This is a genomic window from Pseudomonas sp. LBUM1641 (assembly GCF_059716235.1).
The window spans coordinates 4,047,319-4,067,504 of record NZ_CP166815.1; the positions used below are offsets into that span (position 1 = coordinate 4,047,319).

At 62.2% G+C, this 20,186-nt stretch carries 17 protein-coding genes; 4 read left to right on the forward strand and 13 right to left on the reverse strand.

The window, feature by feature from the left end; all coding sequences use genetic code 11:
• Positions 1 to 99 precede the first annotated feature (99 nt).
• Positions 100 to 2,349 (forward strand): TonB-dependent siderophore receptor, encoded by a 2,250-nt coding sequence (locus ACA046_RS18580; protein ID WP_497674651.1) that lies wholly within the window; start codon positions 100 to 102, stop codon positions 2,347 to 2,349.
• Positions 2,350 to 2,499: 150 nt separating this feature from the next.
• Positions 2,500 to 2,715, forward strand: coding sequence for a hypothetical protein (locus tag ACA046_RS18585; RefSeq protein ID WP_076014847.1), 216 nt, complete (start codon positions 2,500 to 2,502; stop codon positions 2,713 to 2,715).
• 97 nt (positions 2,716 to 2,812) lie between these two features.
• Here the strand turns inward: ACA046_RS18585 and ACA046_RS18590 are convergent, their stop codons facing one another.
• From ACA046_RS18590 to ACA046_RS18605, 4 genes are all read right to left on the reverse strand, one after another.
• Positions 2,813 to 3,304, reverse strand: coding sequence for a GNAT family N-acetyltransferase (locus tag ACA046_RS18590; RefSeq protein ID WP_497674652.1), 492 nt, complete (start codon positions 3,302 to 3,304; stop codon positions 2,813 to 2,815).
• 91 nt (positions 3,305 to 3,395) lie between these two features.
• Positions 3,396 to 4,529 carry a cell division protein ZapE gene (gene zapE, locus ACA046_RS18595; protein WP_459021447.1) on the reverse strand — a complete coding sequence of 378 codons (1,134 nt, stop codon included), beginning with the start codon at positions 4,527 to 4,529 and terminating at the stop codon, positions 3,396 to 3,398.
• 22 nt (positions 4,530 to 4,551) lie between these two features.
• Positions 4,552 to 4,893, reverse strand: a complete 342-nt coding sequence (locus tag ACA046_RS18600; protein WP_076014850.1) for a nuclear transport factor 2 family protein — start codon at positions 4,891 to 4,893, stop codon at positions 4,552 to 4,554.
• Between the two features lie 51 nt (positions 4,894 to 4,944).
• A complete protein-coding gene (locus ACA046_RS18605) occupies positions 4,945 to 5,661 on the reverse strand; it encodes a helix-turn-helix transcriptional regulator (protein WP_076014851.1) in 717 nt (238 codons plus the stop codon).
• Between the two features lie 184 nt (positions 5,662 to 5,845).
• Between ACA046_RS18605 and ACA046_RS18610 the strand changes: the two genes are divergently transcribed.
• Positions 5,846 to 6,901 carry an aldo/keto reductase gene (locus tag ACA046_RS18610; RefSeq protein WP_497674653.1) on the forward strand — a complete coding sequence of 352 codons (1,056 nt, stop codon included), beginning with the start codon at positions 5,846 to 5,848 and terminating at the stop codon, positions 6,899 to 6,901.
• A gap of 121 nt (positions 6,902 to 7,022) precedes the next feature.
• Here ACA046_RS18610 and pepN read toward each other — a convergent pair whose 3' ends face one another.
• From pepN to ACA046_RS18640, 6 genes are read right to left on the reverse strand one after another with little or no spacing between them, the layout of a single operon-like run.
• Positions 7,023 to 9,680, reverse strand: a complete 2,658-nt coding sequence (pepN, locus tag ACA046_RS18615) for an aminopeptidase N (protein WP_497674654.1) — start codon at positions 9,678 to 9,680, stop codon at positions 7,023 to 7,025.
• A gap of 13 nt (positions 9,681 to 9,693) precedes the next feature.
• Positions 9,694 to 10,524, reverse strand: coding sequence for a DUF2797 domain-containing protein (locus ACA046_RS18620; protein ID WP_497677112.1), 831 nt, complete (start codon positions 10,522 to 10,524; stop codon positions 9,694 to 9,696).
• Entirely contained in the window at positions 10,521 to 10,781 is a 261-nt protein-coding gene (locus ACA046_RS18625) for a YeaC family protein (RefSeq protein ID WP_003217900.1), read from the reverse strand. Before ACA046_RS18625 ends, ACA046_RS18620 begins: the two co-directional genes overlap by 4 nt.
• Positions 10,782 to 10,796: 15 nt before the next feature.
• Positions 10,797 to 11,672, reverse strand: a complete 876-nt coding sequence (locus ACA046_RS18630; protein WP_318303141.1) for a rhomboid family intramembrane serine protease — start codon at positions 11,670 to 11,672, stop codon at positions 10,797 to 10,799.
• Positions 11,669 to 12,643, reverse strand: coding sequence for a metallophosphoesterase (locus ACA046_RS18635; RefSeq protein ID WP_459029323.1), 975 nt, complete (start codon positions 12,641 to 12,643; stop codon positions 11,669 to 11,671). Before ACA046_RS18635 ends, ACA046_RS18630 begins: the two co-directional genes overlap by 4 nt.
• Complete coding sequence (locus tag ACA046_RS18640) at positions 12,640 to 13,530, reverse strand: NAD(+) kinase (RefSeq protein WP_003217892.1); 891 nt, start codon at positions 13,528 to 13,530, stop codon at positions 12,640 to 12,642. The genes ACA046_RS18635 and ACA046_RS18640 overlap by 4 nt, the downstream gene beginning before the upstream one ends.
• Before the next feature lie 144 nt (positions 13,531 to 13,674).
• Here ACA046_RS18640 and ACA046_RS18645 point away from each other — a divergent pair, with 144 nt between their 5' ends.
• Positions 13,675 to 14,718, forward strand: coding sequence for a DUF1853 family protein (locus ACA046_RS18645; RefSeq protein ID WP_497674655.1), 1,044 nt, complete (start codon positions 13,675 to 13,677; stop codon positions 14,716 to 14,718).
• A 38-nt stretch (positions 14,719 to 14,756) separates the two neighbouring features.
• Here the strand turns inward: ACA046_RS18645 and ACA046_RS18650 are convergent, their stop codons facing one another.
• The 3 genes from ACA046_RS18650 to cobN are packed head-to-tail and all read right to left on the reverse strand — an operon-like array spanning position 14,757 to position 20,184.
• Positions 14,757 to 15,359 carry a vWA domain-containing protein gene (locus ACA046_RS18650; protein ID WP_497677113.1) on the reverse strand — a complete coding sequence of 201 codons (603 nt, stop codon included), beginning with the start codon at positions 15,357 to 15,359 and terminating at the stop codon, positions 14,757 to 14,759.
• Between the two features lie 53 nt (positions 15,360 to 15,412).
• The gene (locus ACA046_RS18655; RefSeq protein WP_497674656.1) at positions 15,413 to 16,411 is read right to left on the reverse strand and encodes a magnesium chelatase ATPase subunit I; all 999 of its coding nucleotides are present in this window, start codon (positions 16,409 to 16,411) and stop codon (positions 15,413 to 15,415) included.
• Positions 16,411 to 20,184, reverse strand: a complete 3,774-nt coding sequence (gene cobN / locus ACA046_RS18660; RefSeq protein ID WP_497674657.1) for a cobaltochelatase subunit CobN — start codon at positions 20,182 to 20,184, stop codon at positions 16,411 to 16,413. The genes ACA046_RS18655 and cobN overlap by 1 nt, the downstream gene beginning before the upstream one ends.
• Between the last annotated feature and the right edge of the window lie 2 nt (positions 20,185 to 20,186).

A 20,186-nucleotide genomic window follows, 5' to 3' on the forward strand; every position in this document is an offset into this window, starting at 1 on the left:
ACCAAGATAATAATTATTCTCGTTTAGCGCTAAAGTTCCCCGCCTCCTTTCGTCTTTGAGCCAATGGCATTTTTCATAGACGACAAGGAGTTCGCCGCGATGTTTGCGCCTTTTACCCGTTCCATGACCTTGACCCTGGGCCTTTTCAGCGTGGTTCTGAGCCCGGAGCTGCTGGCTGAAAACGATCCTGAAAAGGAATCGCACACACCGGCCAATGCCCTTGAACTGGGCAGCACCAGCATCACCGCCGAGGGCCTGGGCGCCAACACCGAACACACTGGTGCCTACACCACAGGCTCGATGAGCACCGCCACCAAGTTGAACCTGTCCATCAAGGAAACGCCGCAGTCAGTCTCGGTGATCACCCGCCAGCAGATGGACGATTTCAACCTCAATACCCTCACCGAAGTCATGCGCCAAACCACCGGCGTGGTGGTGCAACACCTGGACTCCGACCGGGTTGGCTACTCCTCACGCGGCTACGGCATCAGCAACTTCCAGATTGACGGCATGCTCAACACCTTCGGGCGCATGAAGTCGGATGCCGACACCATTATTTACGACCGGATCGAAGTGGTACGCGGCGCCACCGGCTTGACCACCGGTGCAGGCGACCCTTCGGCAACCGTCAACATGGTGCGCAAACGCCCGACCGCACAGTGGCAGGCAAAGACGGGCATCAGTGGCGGCTCCGATGACAATTACTACAGCTACCTGGATGTTGGCGGCCCCTTGGCGTTTGATGGGCGCCTGCGGGGCCGTACGGTGCTCGCCTACCGTGACACCCAGTCCTATCGCGACAACTACGCGCTGCAACGGGAAGTCGGCTACGGCATCCTCGAAGGCGACCTGACCGACGACACGGTGCTGGCGGTGGGCTTCGATTACCAGAACAAGCACGTGCAGGGTACCGCGTGGGGCACCTTGCCCTACTGGAACAGTGACGGCAGTAAAGCCAAGCTGCCCCGCTCCGCCAACATCGCGGCCAAGTGGAGTTCCTGGCCGCTGAAAGACGAAACCACCTTCGCCACCCTCGACCACCGTCTGGCCGGTGACTGGCATTTGAAGGCTGCCTACACCCACCGCGAAAGCGACACGGACGGCAAGGTCTACTACGGCGGTTCAGGCTTTCCCAATGCCGACCGCAGCGGCATGACGGCCTGGACCAGCCATATGATCGGCACTTCAAAAATGGACGTGGTCGACTTGAACCTGTCCGGCTCCTATTCCCTGTTGGGGCGTGAGCATGAATTGATGGTGGGGTATGGCGAATCCGAGCAGCGCGACGCTTCGCCACACCTGCGCGACGGTCCGGTGCCGAAGAATTACACCAGTATCGACGACTGGAAACACATGGGCGGGATCGGCAAGTTCCCCGACTCCAATACCGGCCTCAAGGGCTCGCAAGGCAGCACCCGCCAAAAGGCCGGCTACCTGGCCACCCGCCTGAACCTGACCGAGCGCCTGCATGCCATAGTGGGCAGTCGTTATGGCAGTTGGGAGATCGAGAGCACCACATACGACTACGATAAAGACACCGACCAGTTCCTCGGCACCTCAAAATCCAGCCAGACCCACAACGACATGTTGACGCCCTACGCCGGCCTGCTCTACGACTTGACCCCGGAGTACACCGTCTACGCCAGCTACACCGATATTTTCAACCCGCAAGAGCGGCGTGACGCCGGCAAGCAATACCTGGAGCCGGTGGTGGGCAGCAACTATGAAGTGGGCATCAAGGGCAGCCTGCTGGAAGAGCGCCTGAACCTGGCGGCCGCGTATTTCTGGAGCAAGCAGGACAACGTCGCGGAACTGGACAGTTCGACCCCACCGGATCCAGAGACCGGCGAGCAGTTCTACACGTCCGGCGGCAAAGGCAACAAAGTGCAGGGCTTCGAGGTAGAGGTTTCCGGAGAGGTGCGCCCCGACTGGAACCTGACCGCAGGCTACACCTACACCCACTCCCTGAGCGGCGACAAGCAGCGCAATAACACCAATCTGCCGCTGAACCTGCTGCGGGTGTCCACGGCCTATCGCCTGCCCGGCGAATGGCATGCGCTGACAGTGGGCGGCGCGGTGAATTGGCAGAGTGACTTCTATGACTTTGCCAATCGCCCGGCTGGTCGGGACGCCAACGGCAAGCTGATCACCCAAAGCACCCGGATCACTCAGCAGGCCTACACCGTGGTCAACCTCATGTCCCGCTATGAGTTCGATGACCACTTATCGGCATCACTTAACATCAACAACCTATTTGATAAAAAATATTACGAACAGGTCGGCTTCTATAACGGCGTGTATTGGGGAGACCCGCGCTCCATCAGCCTTGCAATGGATTGGAAGCTCTGAGCTCGTCGCTGCGAAAGATTGGAAGTTAACGAAATCGTTAACTTTCGGTCAGCGCTAGGTTAACCCTTACTTAATATCATTGGCCCATAGTCTCCTCATCCCGCCGCTGACACACCGCGCGGAACCCAACACACTTAATGAGACACTGCCATGAAAATTTCGACTGTTATCCTTGCTGGCCTGATGACCATGACTTCCGTAGCAGCCTTCGCAGAAGGCGGTTCAGAGCGTTCGAAGGAGTTCTACAACAACTTCACCTTCGTTCAGGAACAAACTCACGGCGCTGCCCAGCAAACAGCAATGGCTGACGGCAAGACTGCAAAGCCCGCCACTGCCGATCAAACTACCACTACACCTAACACCTGATTTACCCGCGATACCCTGCGCTATTCCGCTCTGATAGCTAAGGTTTATTTGGCGCCACTTGCTGGCGCCTTTTTTGTGTTAATTAAATAAACATTAATTAAAGCGGCTTACTCCAAAACAACATCCGGCCATGCTCCGGATCAAATACTGCATCTTCGAAACCAAACTTGCGATACGCCGACTGTGCGACGCCATTGCCTTCAAGCACCTCGAGGGTGATCTTGCAGCAGCCGCGCTGGCGAGCGATTTCCTCGACCTTTTGCAACATCTTCTGGCTCAAGCCCAGGCCGCGGAATTTATCCATCACCACCACGTCGTGGACATTGACCAGCGGGCGGCAGGCAAAGGTGGAAAACCCTTCAAAGCAATTCGCCAGACCCGCCGGCGTACCGCCGACAAATGCCAGCACACTGAACGCATGAGCACGCTTGGCCAGCTCCGCTGGCAATTGCTGCAAACGGTCGGCCGGCAGGCTTTGGCCACCGCCCATGGGGTCTTCTGCATAATGATTGAGCACCAGGCCAATGGCCTCGGCGTGTACCGGATTGGTGTAGCTGGCTTGCAGCACCAGGATGTCTGGGGTGTCCATTTCCTTCCTCATTAACGGTGCAACAGGGACTCGCTCCCCGTAAAAGGGCTCGATTGTAAGCGTGGAGTGGGCATTAGATGAAGGAGATTAACTACATTTGCCCGCGTGAAATTACGCCTGGATCGCCGAATCGCGCCAACTGCATCTCCTGCAAACGGCTCAGGGTGCGGCGGAATGGGAACTCCAGGTAACCCTCGGTGTAGAGGCTTTCCAATGGAACCCTGGCCTCGATGTACAGCGGCACCTTGCGGTCGTAGCACTCGTCTACCAAGGCAATGAACCGCCGGACGCTGTCGTCATGCACGGACAGTTCCGGCAACTCGCGATCACCCGCTTCCACTCGCTGGGCGGCGTCTTCCGTACCGCGTGCGATTCGTCCAGGACGCTTTTGCGCGCTGAGGTTGGGGACCTCACCCAACAAAATGGCCTTGAACCGATCACACAACAGCATGAAATCCATGGCGGCCAGCGGCTGTTCGCACAGATCGGCATAGCGGCACCACAGTACTGTTTCACTGGACTGCACGGCCACGATGGAGCGGTATCCGACCGCGACCGGTCCACTGCTCACCGCCTGCCCTTCGCTCAACTGGCGAAATACCTCGGCCAGCGCTTCGGGCTGATCGACCCAGTAACGCTGCAGCGTGGTGCCCGGATGCAGGCGATGATCTTCCCCGCCATCCACCGCAACCACTCGCATATGCTGCTTGATGGCCTCGATCCCCGGCAGGAAGCGATCACGGTTAAAACCATCGGCATACAGTTGATCTGGCGGTTGATTGGAGGTGCAGACCATCACCACACCTTCTTCGAACATCACCTGGAACAGCCGGCCGAGAATGATCGCGTCACCAATGTCATTGACGAACAGCTCATCAAAACACAGCACCCGCACTTCCCGGCTCAGTTCACGGGCCAAGGCCTGCAAGGGGTCGTGGGTGCCCGTCAGTTGGAACGAGCGCTGGTGCACCCAGCCCATGAAGTGATGGAAATGCTGGCGCCGGGCAGGCACTCGCAAGCTTTGGTAGAACTGGTCCATCAGCCAGGTCTTGCCCCGCCCGACCGGGCCCCACAGGTACACCCCGGTGATGGGCGCATGCCCGTGGTGCAGGGCTTGATGGCAATCTTGCAGGGCTTGCACCGCCTCACGCTGGGCGTCGTCGGGGACGAACCCCTGTTCGGTGATGGCGTGCTGGTAGGCGGCGAGTGGCGAGTCGAAAGTCATGCCCGGCATTATGCCATGACGGCTACAGGGAAATATCCAATCGGGAAATCTTGCCCTGCTCATTGAGGCGGAAGGTATAACGCAGCTCCAGCGGGCTGCCGGGAAAGCTGCCGGTGATCAGGTTGCTGACCAGCACCTTGCCGGTGCGGTGCTGCACATTCAGCACCTGGACCTTGGGCTGGTAGCGGCGCCCGGTGTCTTCCATCCAGCGGGCGATGGCGGCGGTACCGACCTGGTGCTCGCCTTCATCGAACACGTTGGCATCTGCGGCGAAACAGTCGGCCACCAAAGACGTGTCGCCGGTATTCGCGGCGGCAATGTAGGTCGCGATCGCCGGGGCCAGTTCGGGGGTGAGTTGAGACATGAGACAGCTCCTTGTTGGTGATTTATGGAACCATGCTAAAGCAGTGCTGTGTCAGTTCTTGTCAGGAGTGAATGGCCCGGATTCGTTCTGTTCCATCAGCTTGCGCCAGGCCCGCAACCAGTCGCTGCGACGTCCCGGATAACGCTCGCCGTGAAGGCTGGCAGCCGCTACCCGGTCGGTGCGGAAGGTGCGATAAGCCCCGCGCAACTCGCACCACGCAACGATCACCCGCACTTCGTTGAGAAAGCCCAGGGCCAGGGGCCAGATCAGGCGCTGGCTGGCGGTCTGGCTGGCATCGGCATAATCGATGTGCAGTTTGGCCTGGCCGCGAATCGCCTCGCGAAACACATTCAGCGGCACGCGGTTTTCCGGGTAGCCAAATCCTGGCGGGCCGGGCAACAAGGTCGGATTGCGCAAGGCTTCCTGGGCGGCCGGATCGAGCACGTCAGCAATCTTCGCCAGGGCATTCGCCGCCGCCTGGCTCAGCACGTCATCGCCACGCTGATCGACATACCGCAAGCCAAGCACGATGGCCTCGGTCTCGTCCGCATTGAGCATCAGCGGCGGCAGGAACAGACCCGCACGCAGCACGTAACCCACGCCCGCCTCGCCGAAGATCGGTGCGCCCAAGGCGGTCAATTCGGCGATGTCGCGGTACAGCGTGCGTTCGGATATCTCCAGTTCCGCCGCCAGCACAGCGGCCGTCACCGGGCGTTTTTTGCCCCGCAGGACTTGCAACAAGGTCAGCAGACGAGTGGTACGCGACACGTTTGATTACACTCGGAAAAGGAAAGGTGGCGAAGCTTAGCAGAGGCCTCTGTCAGAAAGTGTCAGGAGCGGGCGCCCTTCCCTTCAACGGCAAAAAAACCCTCTTGACGAAATATATGACTCGCATCATATTTAATAGATGTTGCAAAACATTTAAATCAACCACAGCGTCAGGAGTTCTCGTATGCGCAATAAAGTCTTTGGCCGTCGCAGCGGCCTGCGGGTTTCGGAGCTGGCCTTGGGTACCGCCAACTTCGGCACAGGCTGGGGCCACGGCGCCGAGCGCGAAGAGTCCAAGCGGATTTACGACGGTTACCTGGAGGCCGGCGGCAACTTCCTTGATACCGCCAACGGCTACCAGTTCGGCCAATCGGAAGTACTGCTCGGCGAGTTTATTGCGTCGGAACGGGACCGCCTGGTGATCGCCAGCAAGTACACCTTGCGCACCCAGCCTCAAGACGAAGGCACCCTCAAGCTCGGCAATAACCGCAAGAACATGGTGCGCGCTGTCGAAGAAAGCCTGAAACGCCTGAACACCGACCACATCGACCTATTCTGGGCGCATATCAGCGACAACGTCACGCCGATGGAAGAGATCCTGCGGGGTTTTGATGACCTGGTGCGGGCCGGCAAGATCCACTATGCGGGCTTGTCCAACTTTCCTGCCTGGCGCATTGCCCGCGCCGACCTGCTCGCCGAAGTGCGCGGCTTTGCGCCGCTGGTAGCGATCCAGACCGAATACAGCCTGGCCGAACGCACCGCCGACCGTGAGCTGCTGCCCATGGCCGAAGCGCTGGGCCTGGCTGCCACGTTGTGGTCACCGCTGGGTGGTGGTTTTCTCACCGGCAAGTATCGCAACAGCCAGGCCGATACCCGCGCCAGCAAGTTGGGGATTCTGGTCCACGCTGAAAAAAGCGCACGGGAAACGGCAGTGCTCGACACCTTGTTGGCGGTTGCCGGCGAGCTGAACGCCACGCCGACTCACATTGCCATCGCGTGGCTGCGGGAAAAAGCCCGTCGATCCACCACCGCGCTGATTCCGATTCTGGGGCCACGTACCCGCGAGCAACTGGATGGCACCCTGGGCGCGCTGACGGTGCAACTCTCGGCTGAGCAAGTCGCCCGCCTGGACACTGCCAGCGCGATTCCGCTGGGTGTGCCACACGAGATGATCGCGGAGCGCTTCCCCCGCTATACCGACGATGATGCACAAGACCTGCGCTGGCCGCCGGTTATCTAAGGCCCGTTGTGGCGAGGGAGCTTGCTCCCGCTGGGCTGCGTAGCGGCCCCAAAATCTTGGGAGCGCTGCGCACTCCAGCGGGAGCAAGCTCCCTCGCCACAGATGCAGTACTCAGCCTCAGTTAAGCGAGGCTTTTGCTCACCACCTCAAACACATCGCTGGAGAGCTCGCCCGAAGCGCGAATCCGCTCCAGTTCACCTTTCATCAGCGCCTGCCGCGCGCTGTCGTACTTGCGCCAGCGGGTCAACGGCGCCAACTGCCGCGAAGCGATTTGCGGATTGAAGCCGTTCAACTGGATCACCAGGTCCGCCAGGAACCGATAACCCGAACCATCCGCCGCGTGGAAGTTGATCAGGTTCTGCCCGGCAAACGCGCCCACCAGTGCCCGCACCTTGTTCGGGTTCTTGATGTTGAACGCCGGGTGTTGCATCAGCGTCTTGACCCGCTCCAGCGCGCCCGGCAAACCACTGCCCGCCTGCACGCTGAACCACTGGTCCATGACCAGCGGGTTGTCCTTGAAGTTCTCGGCAAACACCGCGAGGGCCTTGGCCTTCTCTTCTTCGAACGGCGAGTTGACCAACACCGCCAACGCCGTCAGGCGCTCGGTCATGTTGTCGCACGCGTCGAACTGCTCAAGGGTTGCCGCCAACACTTCCGGCTTGCCGCTGAGCATCAGGTAAGACAGCGCGATGTTCTGCAAGGCGCGACGGGCAAAGTGTTCCGCCTCGGCCACGTACGGGGTTTTCTTCGACAGGTCGCGATTGGCCTGGTAGCGCAGCCACAAACCTTCGAACAGGTTATCGGCCAATTGCTTGCGGGCGAACTCGCGGGCCGCGTGGATGGCGTCGACGTCCGCCACTTCGCTGATTTCAGTCAGGTAGGCTTCGCTCGGCAGCGAGAGCATCTCGGCGACCATCGCCTGGTCCAGGCTCTGGTCGCTGAGCACAGTGCGCAGCGCCGTGATCAGGCGTTGGTCCAATGCCAGTGCCTTGCCCTGCTGATGCTGGCCGATCAGCTCCTGCAACACCTGCACCGACAGCTGCTGGCCGGCGTCCCAGCGATTGAAACCATCGCTGTCGTGCTGCATCAGGAACATCAACTGGTCGCGGTTGTACGGGAAGCTCAGTTTCACCGGCGCCGAGAAGCCACGCAGCAGAGACGGCAGCGGATGTTCGGCAATGTCGACAAAGGTAAAGGTCTGCTCGGCTTCGGTCACCGAGATCACCCGTGACGTGGCGCCCGCCGCGGCTTCACCGGCCAGGCGTAAGGCGATACCCGCGCCCTTGCTGTCCAGCAGGCCCAGCTCAACCGGAATCACGAACGGCAGTTTCTCTACTTTGTCCGGGGTTTCCGGACAGCTTTGACGGAAGGTCAGGCTGTAGGTTTTAGCCGCCGCGTCGTAGGACTCGCTCACCGCCAGGCGTGGTGTACCGGCTTGGCTGTACCAGCGCTTGAACTGGGTCAGGTCGGCGCCGTTGGCGTCTTCCATGGCCTTGATAAAGTCGTCGCAGGTCACAGCCTGTCCGTCGTGGCGTTCGAAGTACAGGTCGCTGCCCTTGCGGAAGCCTTCGGCGCCAAGCAAGGTCTGGATCATGCGGACCACTTCCGAGCCCTTTTCGTACACGGTCAGGGTGTAGAAGTTGGAGATTTCGATAAAGCCGTCCGGGCGTACCGCGTGGGCCATCGGCCCAGCATCTTCGGCGAACTGGTGCGTGCGCAGGTAGGCCACGTCCTGGATACGCTTGACCGTCGCCGAGTTCATGTCGGCAGAGAACTGCGAATCACGGAACACCGTGAAACCTTCCTTCAGCGACAGCTGGAACCAATCACGGCAGGTCACGCGGTTGCCCGACCAGTTGTGGAAGTATTCGTGGGCGACGATCGCCTCGACACGCTGGTGCGCGGCGTCGGTGGCGGTTTCGGCGCGGGCCAGCACGGCGCTGGAGTTGAAGATGTTGAGGCCCTTGTTCTCCATCGCGCCCATGTTGAAGTCGTTGACCGCGACGATCATGAAGATATCGAGGTCGTACTCACGGCCATAGGCTTCCTCGTCCCAGCGCATGGACTTCTTCAGGCTGTTCATGGCGTGCTGGCACTTGTCGATGTTTTCCGGCTCGACATAGATACGCAGCGCCACGGTGCGCTCGGTCATGGTGGTGAAGGTGTCTTCGACGCACCACAAATCACCGGCCACCAGTGCGAACAGGTAAGCCGGTTTCTTGAACGGGTCTTCCCAGGTCGCCCAGTGCCGGCCGTCTTCGCCCGGGCCGGAAGCAATCGGGTTGCCGTTGGACAGCAACACCGGGTAGCTGTGTTGCTCGGCGATCACCGTGGTGGTGAACACGCTCATCACGTCCGGGCGGTCGAGGTAATAAGTGATCTTGCGGAAACCTTCGGCCTCGCACTGGGTGCAGAACATGCCGCCGGACTTGTACAGGCCTTCCAGGGCGGTGTTGGTTTCCGGGTGGATCTTCACCGTGGTGTCGAGGGTGAAGGTTGTGCTGGTGGGGTGCACGGTCAGGTGGCTGTCGCTCAGTTGGTAGTCGGCGTCGGTCAGTTCCTGGTCGGCCAGGTTTACCGACACCAGCTCCAACTGCTGTCCGTCGAGCACCAGCGGCGGCAGGCCGGCGCCACGCTCGGGGTTGCGGCGCATCACCAGCTGCGCGTGGACCAGGCTATGGTCCTCGAACAACTCGAAGGTCAGGTGCGTCTCGTCGATCAGGTAGTCCGGCGCCTGATAGTCCTTCAGGTAAATCATCTTCGGCTGTTCGGTGCGCATGTCTGTCGTCCTTCTACTGATGCACGGCGAGCTGGTAGGCCGTGTATTTACGAATGTTGATCACGCCGGTGTCGAAGATCAGGTATTGGCCCTTGATCCCCATCAGCGTGCCTTCGGCAATCGGGTTCTTGTCCAGGTTGAAGCTGACAATCTTGGTCGGATACTGCTCGATCGGGTAACGGATTTCGATCGGTTCGATGTCGGTCACCGGTTGGATGGCTTGCAAGCCAAAGCGTGCCTGCAAACCGAGCAAACCCTCGGCACAGCTGGCGAACAGTTCGTCCCGCACCTGCGCAAGATTTACCGTCTGGGCGTCGCCCTTGAGCAGCGCGCGCCAGTTGGTCTTGTCGGCCACCTGGCTGCGGAACAGATCTTCGACGAAGCCCGACTGCTGGCGCGTGGCAACACGCATGATCGGCAGCGCCTGGCTTGCGCCCTGGTCCAGCCAGCGGGTAGGCAGCTGGCTGGCGCGGGTAATGCCGACCTTGATCCCCGACGAATTCGCCAGGTAAACCACGTGATCGGTCATGCAGAATTTTTCACCCCAGGCCGGATCGCGGCAAGTGCCTGCGTCGTAATGGCAACGCTCGGGGCTCATGATGCACAGGTCGCACTGGGCCAGTTTGGTCATGCACGGGTAGCAGTAACCCTGGCTGAAACTGGTCTTGGTCTTGCGACCGCAATGGGTGCAATGGATCGCACCGAGGTATTCCAGGCGCACGGTGGTGCCAATCAACGGGTTGACCGGCACCTCGATGTCGCCCAGACGAAACGCGTATTGAACGGTCGGCTCACCCAACTGCGCCGACATCTTGCTGACTGCACCACGGCCAATCTCAATCAATGGATGGCATCCGACTTGAACAGGATGTTCGGCACCGGCGCCGACTTCGAGGCGCATTCCTGCGGGCCCATGTAGCCGGTGCGCTGGTCTTCCGGCAGGTTCTGCAGTTCCCAGGCGATCACCGCCTGCAACGACAATTCACGCTGCTCGGCGGTGAGCTTGCGGCCATCGGACCACTTGCCGATTTCCACGGCGAGCTTGAGGCTCTCGTAGATGTCCGGGGTGATGTTTTCGATCATTTCGACAAAAGAGGACATAAGACTCTTCCTTAACTAAATAGGAGACATTTTGCGGCGGCTGTACAAGCCACCCAACAAACCGGTCAGGCAACCCATCACTAGGCCACCCACGTGGGCCGCGTTGGCGATTTCGCCGAAACCGATCATCGAAACCAGGCCCGAGAGGCACAGGACCAGCCACACCAGCATCATCACCAGCACCCCGCGAGGCAGGCGATACGCCGGGTTCGGCGACAACAACTGATAGATCCAGCAATGCCCGAGCAAGCCGTACAGCACCCCGGACAACCCGCCAAACAGGCCAGGACCACCAAAAGAGTATTGAGCGTAGTTCGACACCAGGCTGAACAACAGGGTCAGGCCCAGCAGGTTGATACTGCCCTGGCGCAGCTCGATGCGCCGCCCCAGCTCCCAGTACCACATGCCGTTCATGGCCAGGTGCAGGATGCCGAAGTGGATCAGCATCGGCGTGACCAACCGCCACCACTGCCCCGATGCAAGGCTGTCGGCCAGCGACGTGAAGTGCAGGTACTCACCCGACACACTGAACGGCAGGAACGTCAGCCAGCTCATGGCTTGCAGGTTTTCACCCAACAGCGTGACGGCGCCGACGATGATGCTCAGCAGCAGGATAAGTCCGGTCACCGGGCTGTGGCGCAACTGCTGGAAAAACCCCGGACGCTTGGCCGTCGCCGCCTGCGCCGGAATATCCAGTTGCTGGTCCGGGTCACCGGCCGGAAAGCGCTGGTACAAAACCTTCACGTCTTCGCTGATGGAATCGGGTACCCAAAGCACCTGCTCGCCAGCTTCTTCGCTGACGCGATGGGGCACTTGCATGCGTTGCAGCAGCTTGACGAAACCACTCAAATCCACCGCCAGCGGCAGGCGTAATACAGCCACGGTACTCATGTAATAACCTCAGGGCGCTCGACATCGACCCAAACAAATTTACGCGGGTCCAGGCGGGTTTCCTGATCCAGTCGGTAAGCCACCAACTTGCCGTACAGCACTGCGCTGTAGTCCAGGCAGGCCAGGTTCGGGCGGATCGGCGCCGGTTTGCCGCTGCGCCAGTAATGGCCGACGAACAGCAACGGCTCGTCGACGCCGTAGCGCAGCAGGGAATTCTTTTCAGTGGACGACAGTGGCGTGGCGGCCACCGGTTCCGGTAGCGCATCAGGCTGGAACACGATGTCACCGTAGGTTTTCGGATCGTCTTCCCAGAACTTGGTGCGGAAGAACGAGCGCGTCAGCCCGTCGCCGCCGGTCAGGGTCAGGCCGTCCGGCAGGCGCATGTCGGTGCCGCGCAGCAGGCGGTCGAAGGCGTTGCTGGCGAAACTGCCGGGCACGGCGGCGGCTTGCAGGAAGTGCTGGTCGATGCAGCCGTCCGGGAAATGCGCGCGCAGGGGTTCGATAAAACCGTTGTCCCAGCAGGCGTGCACCACGCGGAACCGTCCGGCATCGACAAACAGCGGCATGTCGTAGAACCAGCCGAGGAAGTCGTGCCAGTCCGCCGGGTGCTGCTCGAACTGCGTCAGCGTCTCCTGGATCAACCGCGCATGGCGTGGCGTGTGCTCACGCACGAACTGCTTGCCGCTGCCCGGGGGCGCCGGCGTGCTCCAGCCCAGCGCGTTGAACTCATGGTTGCCCATGATGCACAGCGCCTGGCCGGCCTCGGTCATGTCGTGAACGATGTGTAGCGCCTCGCGAATGCGCGGGCCACGGTCGATGATATCGCCGAGGAACACAGCCATTCGCGACGGATGCCGCCAGGTACCGCCCTGCTTGTGGTAACCCAATTGGTCGAGCAAGTGCTCAAGGGTATGAGCGCAACCGTGCACGTCACCAATCAGGTCGTAGCTACGCGCGGGATCGAGCATCAGTCGCCTCCACCCCCCAAGCGGCTGCCCCAGCCCAGCTTGGTCCGGCACACTTCGTAGTAGTTGTGGTCCAGCGGGTGGATCAACCGCAACTTCTGCGCCTTTTTGCTCACGGTGATGGTGTCACCGGGGGCGCAGGTGAAATGGTTCTGCCCGTCGCAGGAGACTTGCGGGTAGATCTGCATGTCTTTGGACACCACGATTTTCAGCTCACTGTTGCCGTCGACCACTATGGGTCTGCTGGACAACATATGGGGGTACATCGGCACAATCACAATGGCATCCAGCTTGGGATGCATGATCGGCCCGCCGGCAGACAGCGCGTAGGCCGTGGACCCGGTCGGCGTGGCGACGATCAGGCCGTCGGCCTTCTGGCTGCACACGAACTGGCCGTCGATGTACAACTCGAACTCGATCATCCGCGTCGACTTGCCGGGGTGCAGCACCACATCATTGAGGGCGTCGCCCTGGCCGATGGCTTCGCCGTGACGGCGCACTTCGGCTTGCAGCAGGAAGCGGTTTTCCACCAGGTAATGGCCGTCCAGCACCTTGGCCACTTCGACTTCCAGCTCGTCGGGGCGAATATCGGTGAGGAACCCCAGGCTCCCGCGGTTGATCCCCAACACCGGCACGTTATGCCGCGCCAGCGCACGGGCGGCGCCCAACAGGCTGCCGTCGCCGCCCACCACGATCACCATGTCGCAGACTTCACCGAGCATCTTGCGCGACGAGGTTTGCAGGCCGTGGCCCGGGAGGATTTCAGCGATGGTGTCTTCGAGGATCACATGCAGGTGGCGCTCGAGCAGAAACTTTTTCAGCCGGCGGACGGTGTCCAGCACCTGGGTACTGCCCAGGCGACCGATAATGCCGATATTGCGAAATTGCTCCATGGGGCTCCTGCGGGGTTCGGGTTCTGGCAAAAAAGAACGATTATGGGCGAAAGCCGGCGTTACACAAAATCCTTTGTCGCCGCAAACCCCAGACGACAACGGTTCTCAGCCCCCTTCCCGGCTGTAAAAGGCTATGCTCGGACCATGACTCTGTTCCCTGATTTACAGCACCTGCCCCGCCAACTGCGTCACCCCGAGGTGCGCGACCTCGCGTGGGTGATGCTCGCCCCGCCGATGCTTGAGCAGACACCGTGGCCGCAACGCCACCCGCTGACCGGCAGCGACTGGGTGCAGGCCCCGCATTTGCTGGAACACTGGCTGCGCCAGCTGGACCATGACAGCAGCGCCTTGCTGCATTGGCTGAGCCAGGCACGTACCCGTCGGCTGGGCCTGTATTACGAACGACTATGGCAATTCGCCGTGCAGCATGCGCCCGGCGTGGAGCTGCTGGCGGCCAACCTGCCTATCCGCCAGGCCGGGCATACCCTGGGCGAACTGGATATGCTGCTGCGCGACCGTGACGGCGTGCACCATCTGGAACTGGCGATCAAACTGTATCTCGGGCCCCAGGACGGCGACGGCCGGGACACCGCGCAATGGCTGGGCCCGGGCTGTCATGACCGGCTCGACCGCAAGCTGGCCCATCTGGCGCAACATCAATTGCCGATTTCCGCCCGGCCGGAAAGCCGCGAAATACTGGCGGCGTTGGATATCCAGAGATTTGACGCGCATCTATGGCTGGGCGGGTATTTGCTCTACCCATGGCCCGGCATGGCGCAAGCGCCGGTGGGCGCGCATCCGCAGCACCTGAATGGCCGCTGGCTGCACCAGCGCGATTGGTCACGGTTTATCGAGCAGAGTCCCGCCGGTCGCTGGCAACCGCTGCCCCGCCATGCGTGGCTGGCACCGGCGCACTACCCGGCGGACGAGGCCTGGGACGCGGCCCGGATGCGAGACTGGCTAACCGAGCTAGACCCCATGGCGCCCGCGCAATTGCTGGTGCGCCTGGTGGAAAACAGCGAGGGAGAATGGGAAGAAGCCGAACGGCTGTTCCTGGTGGCCGATCTGTGGCCGAACGTACCCGGCACCCCCGTAGCAGCTGTCGAGCTTCAGCGAGGCTGCGTCGGCAGCACCGCAATTGCCGAGTCATCCCCCATCACCGAGTCGCGCCCGACGCAGCCTCGCTGAAGCTCGACCGCTGCTACGGACGGATTTACGGGAGGTTATTACAGGTGATCGATGTGCCGATAATCCACCTGCAGCCCGGCAGCCAAGGCTTTCGCGCGCCCCAAGCGGATCGGCCCGCGCTCGATGTCCACCAGCAATCCTGGGCAGTCCAGCTGCGGCAGCCCTGCCACATCCTTAAGTCGTCCATCGGTGATCACCAGCAACCGCTGCTGCTCCACCGGGTAACGCTTACGACGAGCCAACAACCAATGCCCCGCTTCGCTCAGCGCTGCCAACAATGGCGTGCCGCCGCCTGCACCGAGGCCATCAAGCCAATGACCAAGCCCTTTTGCCGCCTTTAATCCCTGCACCTGCCACTTTGGCGACTGTCCGCTCGCAGTGAGCAACGCCATGCGCGCCCGCTGTCGATAGGCATCGTCGAACAGTTGGGCCAGCAAACCCTTGGCATCACTCAGCGCCTGATGCCGCCGGGTGGACGCCGACGCATCGACGATCACCAGCCACAGTTCGTGGGGCGTGCGGCTGCGCAATTGATACAGCAGATCTTCACGGCGCTGCGGCCGCCCGCCGAGCAGGGTGCCCGGCCAGTTGATCGAACCTTCGGCCGCGCTGCGCGCCTGCCCTCGCCGGCCCTTGTCCAGTCGACCCGCCTTGGGCCGTGCATCCGCCCCCGCTTTAGGCCTGGGGCGGATGCCTAGGGCTTTTTTGGCCAGGTGGGCACGTCCCGGCGAGCACCCGTCGCCAGCGCAGGCGCGGGCATGTCGCCCCATTGGCCCTGGCCTTCTGTTGAATCATTGGGCTTGGGTGATTGACTGCCTGCAGGCGGAGTAGCAGGCGGTGATTGCTCCTGGCGCCGGTGACGCAGGGCAAATTCCGCAACGGCCTCGATATCTTCCTCGCCGATGGCCGGCGCACCCCGCCAGGCGGCATGGGCACGGGCGCCGCGCAGCCAGACCAAGTCGGCGCGCAAGCCATCGACGCCCGCAGCAAAACAGCGCTCGGTGATCTGCGCCAGCGCCTGGTCATCCAGCGGGATGCTCTCCAGCAACGCGCGGGCCTGAGTGCAGCGCTCACGCAACGCGGCCTGCTGGTCGGCCCATTGCCCGCAGAAACCCTGAGGGTCGCTGTCAAAATCCAGCCGACGACGGATGATCTGCCCACGCTCGGCCGGCTGGGTGTTCCCGCTCAACGCCACGTTGAAGCCAAACCGGTCGAGCAATTGCGGGCGCAACTCGCCTTCTTCAGGGTTCATGGTGCCGATCAGCACGAAGCGCGCCGAATGCCGGTGAGAGATCCCGTCGCGCTCGATGAGGTTGGTGCCGCTGGCGGCCACGTCCAGCAGCAGGTCCACCAGATGGTCGGGCAGTAAATTTACTTCGTCGACGTAGAGCACGCCGCCGTCGGCCTTGGCCAGTACGCCGGGGGAAAACTGTGCGCGGCCTTCGCCGAGCGCCGCGTCCAGGTCGAGTGTGCCCACCAGACGCTCTTCGGTAGCGCCCAACGGCAGCGTGACGAACTGGCCGCTGGCGAGCAGGTCTGCCAGGCCACGCGCCAGGGTGGACTTGGCCATGCCGCGCGGGCCTTCAATCAGCACGCCGCCGATTTTCGGGTCGATGGCGGTCAGGCACAGGGCCAGTTTCAAGTCGTCGGCGCCGACAACGGCGGACAGCGGGAAATGCGGGAGGTCGGTCATCAACTGCCTTCTTCTATATCCAACAACAGGTTTTCCAACGCCTCGCGGTACGCCCCGGGCTCCTGCCACATGCCGCGCTGCTGGGCTTCGAGCATGCGTTCGGTCATGTCCCGCAGGGCATCCGGGTTGTGCTGCTGCACAAAGGCCCGGGTGTCCGGGTCCAGCAAATAGGCGTCCGCCAGCAACGCGTATTGATGATCGTCGATCAGCGCCGTGGTGGCGTCGAACGCGAACAGATTGTCCACGGTCGCGGCCATCTCGAACGCGCCTTTATAGCCGTGGCGCTTCACCCCTTCGATCCACTTCGGGTTGGCCGCCCGGGCACGGATTACCCGGTTCAGCTCTTCCTTCAGCGTGCGGATCTTCGGCAGGTCCGGCTGGCTGTGGTCACCATGATAGCTGGCGGCCTTGTCGCCGCTCAGGGTTTCCACGGCGGCGAGCATGCCGCCCTGGAATTGGTAGTAGTCATTCGAGTCGAGCAAGTCGTGCTCGCGGTTGTCCTGGTTCTGCAACACCGCCTGCACCTGGCTCAAGCGCTGGGCAAACTGTTCGCGGGCGGCGGTGCCTTCGTCGGAGCCGCCATAGGCGTAGCCGCCCCAGTTCAGGTAAACCTCGGCCAGGTCTTCGCGGCTCTGCCACAAGCGCCCGTCAATCGCGCCCTGCACGCCGGCACCATAGGCACCGGGCTTGGCACCGAAGATCCGCCAACCGGCCTGCTTCGCCGCCGCTTCTTCGTCCAGGCCCGACAGGCGCAACGCTTCACGCTCGCTGCGCACCTTGGCGGCCAGGGGGTTCAGGTCGTCGGGCTCGTCCAGCGCCGCCACGGCTTGCACCGCCGCGTCGAACAGGCGGATCAGGTTGGCGAACGCATCGCGGAAGAACCCCGACACGCGCAGGGTCACGTCGACACGCGGCCGGTCCAGTAGACTGATCGGCAGGATTTCAAAGTCATCCACCCGCTGGCTGCCCGTGGCCCACACCGGGCGCACGCCCATCAGCGCCATGGCCTGGGCAATGTCGTCGCCGCCGGTGCGCATGGTGGCGGTGCCCCACACCGACAGGCCGAGCTGGCGCAAGTGGTCGCCATGGTCTTGCAGGTGACGCTCAAGAATCAGGTTCGCCGATTGGAAGCCGATACGCCAGGCAGTGGTGGTTGGCAGGTTGCGCACATCCACCGAGAAAAAGTTACGACCGGTAGGCAACACGTCCAGGCGGCCACGGCTCGGCGCGCCGCTGGGCCCGGCTGGCACGAAGCGCCCGCTCAATGCATCCAGCAATCCGCGCATTTCCGCCGGGCCGCAAGCATCCAGGCGCGGCGCGACGACGATGCGCAGGCTCTCGATCACCGACTTGACGTCTTCCCAGCCGGGTTCTTCAAGCTGTTCCACCGCACCTTCCAGCGCCTGCTCGATCAGGCGTGCGGCATACAACTCCAGGCGTTCACGGGTGTCGCCGGCGGTACGCCACAATTGCGGGTCGATATCCTGCAACACCAATGGACGACGCCCGGTCCACGGCTCGGCCAGGGCACAGTCCAGCGGGTCGAAGCCCAGTTCGAAAGCCTTGGCCAATACCCGCAGCAGACTCGATTGCGGCCCACGACCATCGCCACGCGGAATGCGCAGCAAGGCCAGCAAGGTGTCGATGCGCAACCGGCCCTCGGGCGACTCACCAAAGATGTGCAGGCCATCGCGGATCTGCGACTCCTTCAAGTCACACAGGTAAGTGTCCAGGCGCGGCAGCCAGATCGCCGCGTCGGCATCGCTGTTGAGGTTTTCGTCCAGGGCCAGTTCCTGGTCGATACGGGTTTCCCGCACCAGCTTGAGGATGTCCTTTTGCAGCTCGCGGGCACGTCGTGGGTCGAGCAGTTGTGCTTCGTAATACTCGTCGGCCAGCAGCTCCAGGTCGCGCAACGGCCCGTAGGTTTCGGCGCGGGTCAGCGGCGGCATCAGGTGATCGATGATCACCGCCTGGGTGCGACGCTTGGCCTGGGCGCCCTCGCCCGGGTCGTTGACGATAAACGGGTAGATATTCGGCAGCGGCCCCAGCAATGCGTCCGGCCAGCAGTTTTCAGAAAGCCCGACACCCTTGCCCGGCAGCCACTCCAGGTTGCCGTGCTTGCCAACGTGGATCACACCATGAGCGCCGTAGGTCTGGCGCAACCAGAAGTAGAACGCCAGGTAACCATGGGGCGGCACCAGGTCCGGGTCGTGGTAGACCGCACTGGCGTCGACTTGGTAACCCCGGGCCGGCTGGATGCCCACGAAGGTCAGGCCGAAACGCAGGCCGGCGATCATCATGCGGCCGTCGCGGAACATCGGATCGGTGTGGGGCGCCCCCCAACGTGCGAATACGGCCTGGCGATTGGATTCGGGCAAGCGATTGAACATCGCTTCGTAGTCGTCGAGCGCCAGGCTTTGGTGACAGGGACGCAGGTCGAGGCTGTCCAGGTCGTTGCTGACACCGCCCAACAGCTCATGAATCAGCGCCGTGCCGCTTTCCGGCAGGACGTCCGGCAGCGGATAACCCTCAGTCTTTAATGCGCGCAAGATGTTCAGCGCAGCGGCTGGCGTGTCGAGCCCCACACCATTGCCGATACGCCCGTCCCGGGTCGGGTAGTTGGCGAGGATCAGCGCGATGCGTTTTTCGCCATTCGGTACCCGCGCCAGTTCCACCCAACGCCGCGCCAGTTCGGCAACGAAGTCCATGCGTTCCGGCTGCGCGCGATAGCACACCACATCCGACTGGCTGCGCTCGCTGCGCCAGGCCAGGTCCTTGAAGCTGATGGGCCGGCTGATGATGCGCCCGTCCAGCTCCGGCAACGCGATGTGCATCGCCAGGTCACGTGGGCCGAGGCCTTGCTCGCTGGCCTGCCAGCCGGGCTCGTTGTCCTGGGCACAAATCGCCTGGATCACCGGAATATTGCGGCGAAACGGCCGCAGGTGCGGCGCTTCGGGGCTGGATTGGGCAAAGCCGGTGGTGTTCAGAATCACCGCGGCGTGCACCTCGTCCAGCAAGTCCTCGACCACCGTCAGGCAGCCAGGTTCTTTCAAACTGGCCACCGCCATCGGCAACGGATTAAGACCCGCGGCCTGCAAGCGTTGGCAAAAAACATCGATAAAGCCGGTGTTGGCCGCCTGCAAATGGGAGCGGTAGAACAGCACCGCCGCCACCGGACATTCAGGTTGCCAGTCAGCCTGCCAATCGTTGAGGCGGGCGTTGGCTTTGTGCGGGTGATAAATCGCCGTACGCGGCAGGGTTTGCGGCTCGTCCCAGGCGTAATCTCGGCCAAGGTAGCTGGCCGCCAGGCAACGATAGAAATCCAGCGCATTACCCAAGCCGCCCTGGCGCAGGAAGTGCCAGAGCCGGTCACGCGCCTCGGCACCCACGGTGCTGAGGCCGCTGAGTTCCGGGTCCGGGCGGTCGTCCCCCGGCACCAGAATCAGTTGCACACCGCGCTCGGCCAACTCCACCAGGCGCTCGATACCGTAGCGCCAATAACCGATGCCGCCGTGCAGCGAAATCAGGATGACCTTGGCGTGGCGCAGTACCTCATCCACATACAGGTCGACCGAAGCATGGTTCTGCACCTGCATCGGGTTGGCCAGGCGCAGGCTCGGGTAATCCTCGGGCAGCTGCTGGGCCGCTTCGGCCAGCAGCGCCAGGCTGGAATCACCGCTGCACAGGATCACCAGCTCGGCGGGAGTCTGTCCAAGGTCGGCGATGTTGTCATCCGAAACGAAACCGCCGGGCTGGGTCCTGAGCAGGTGCATGG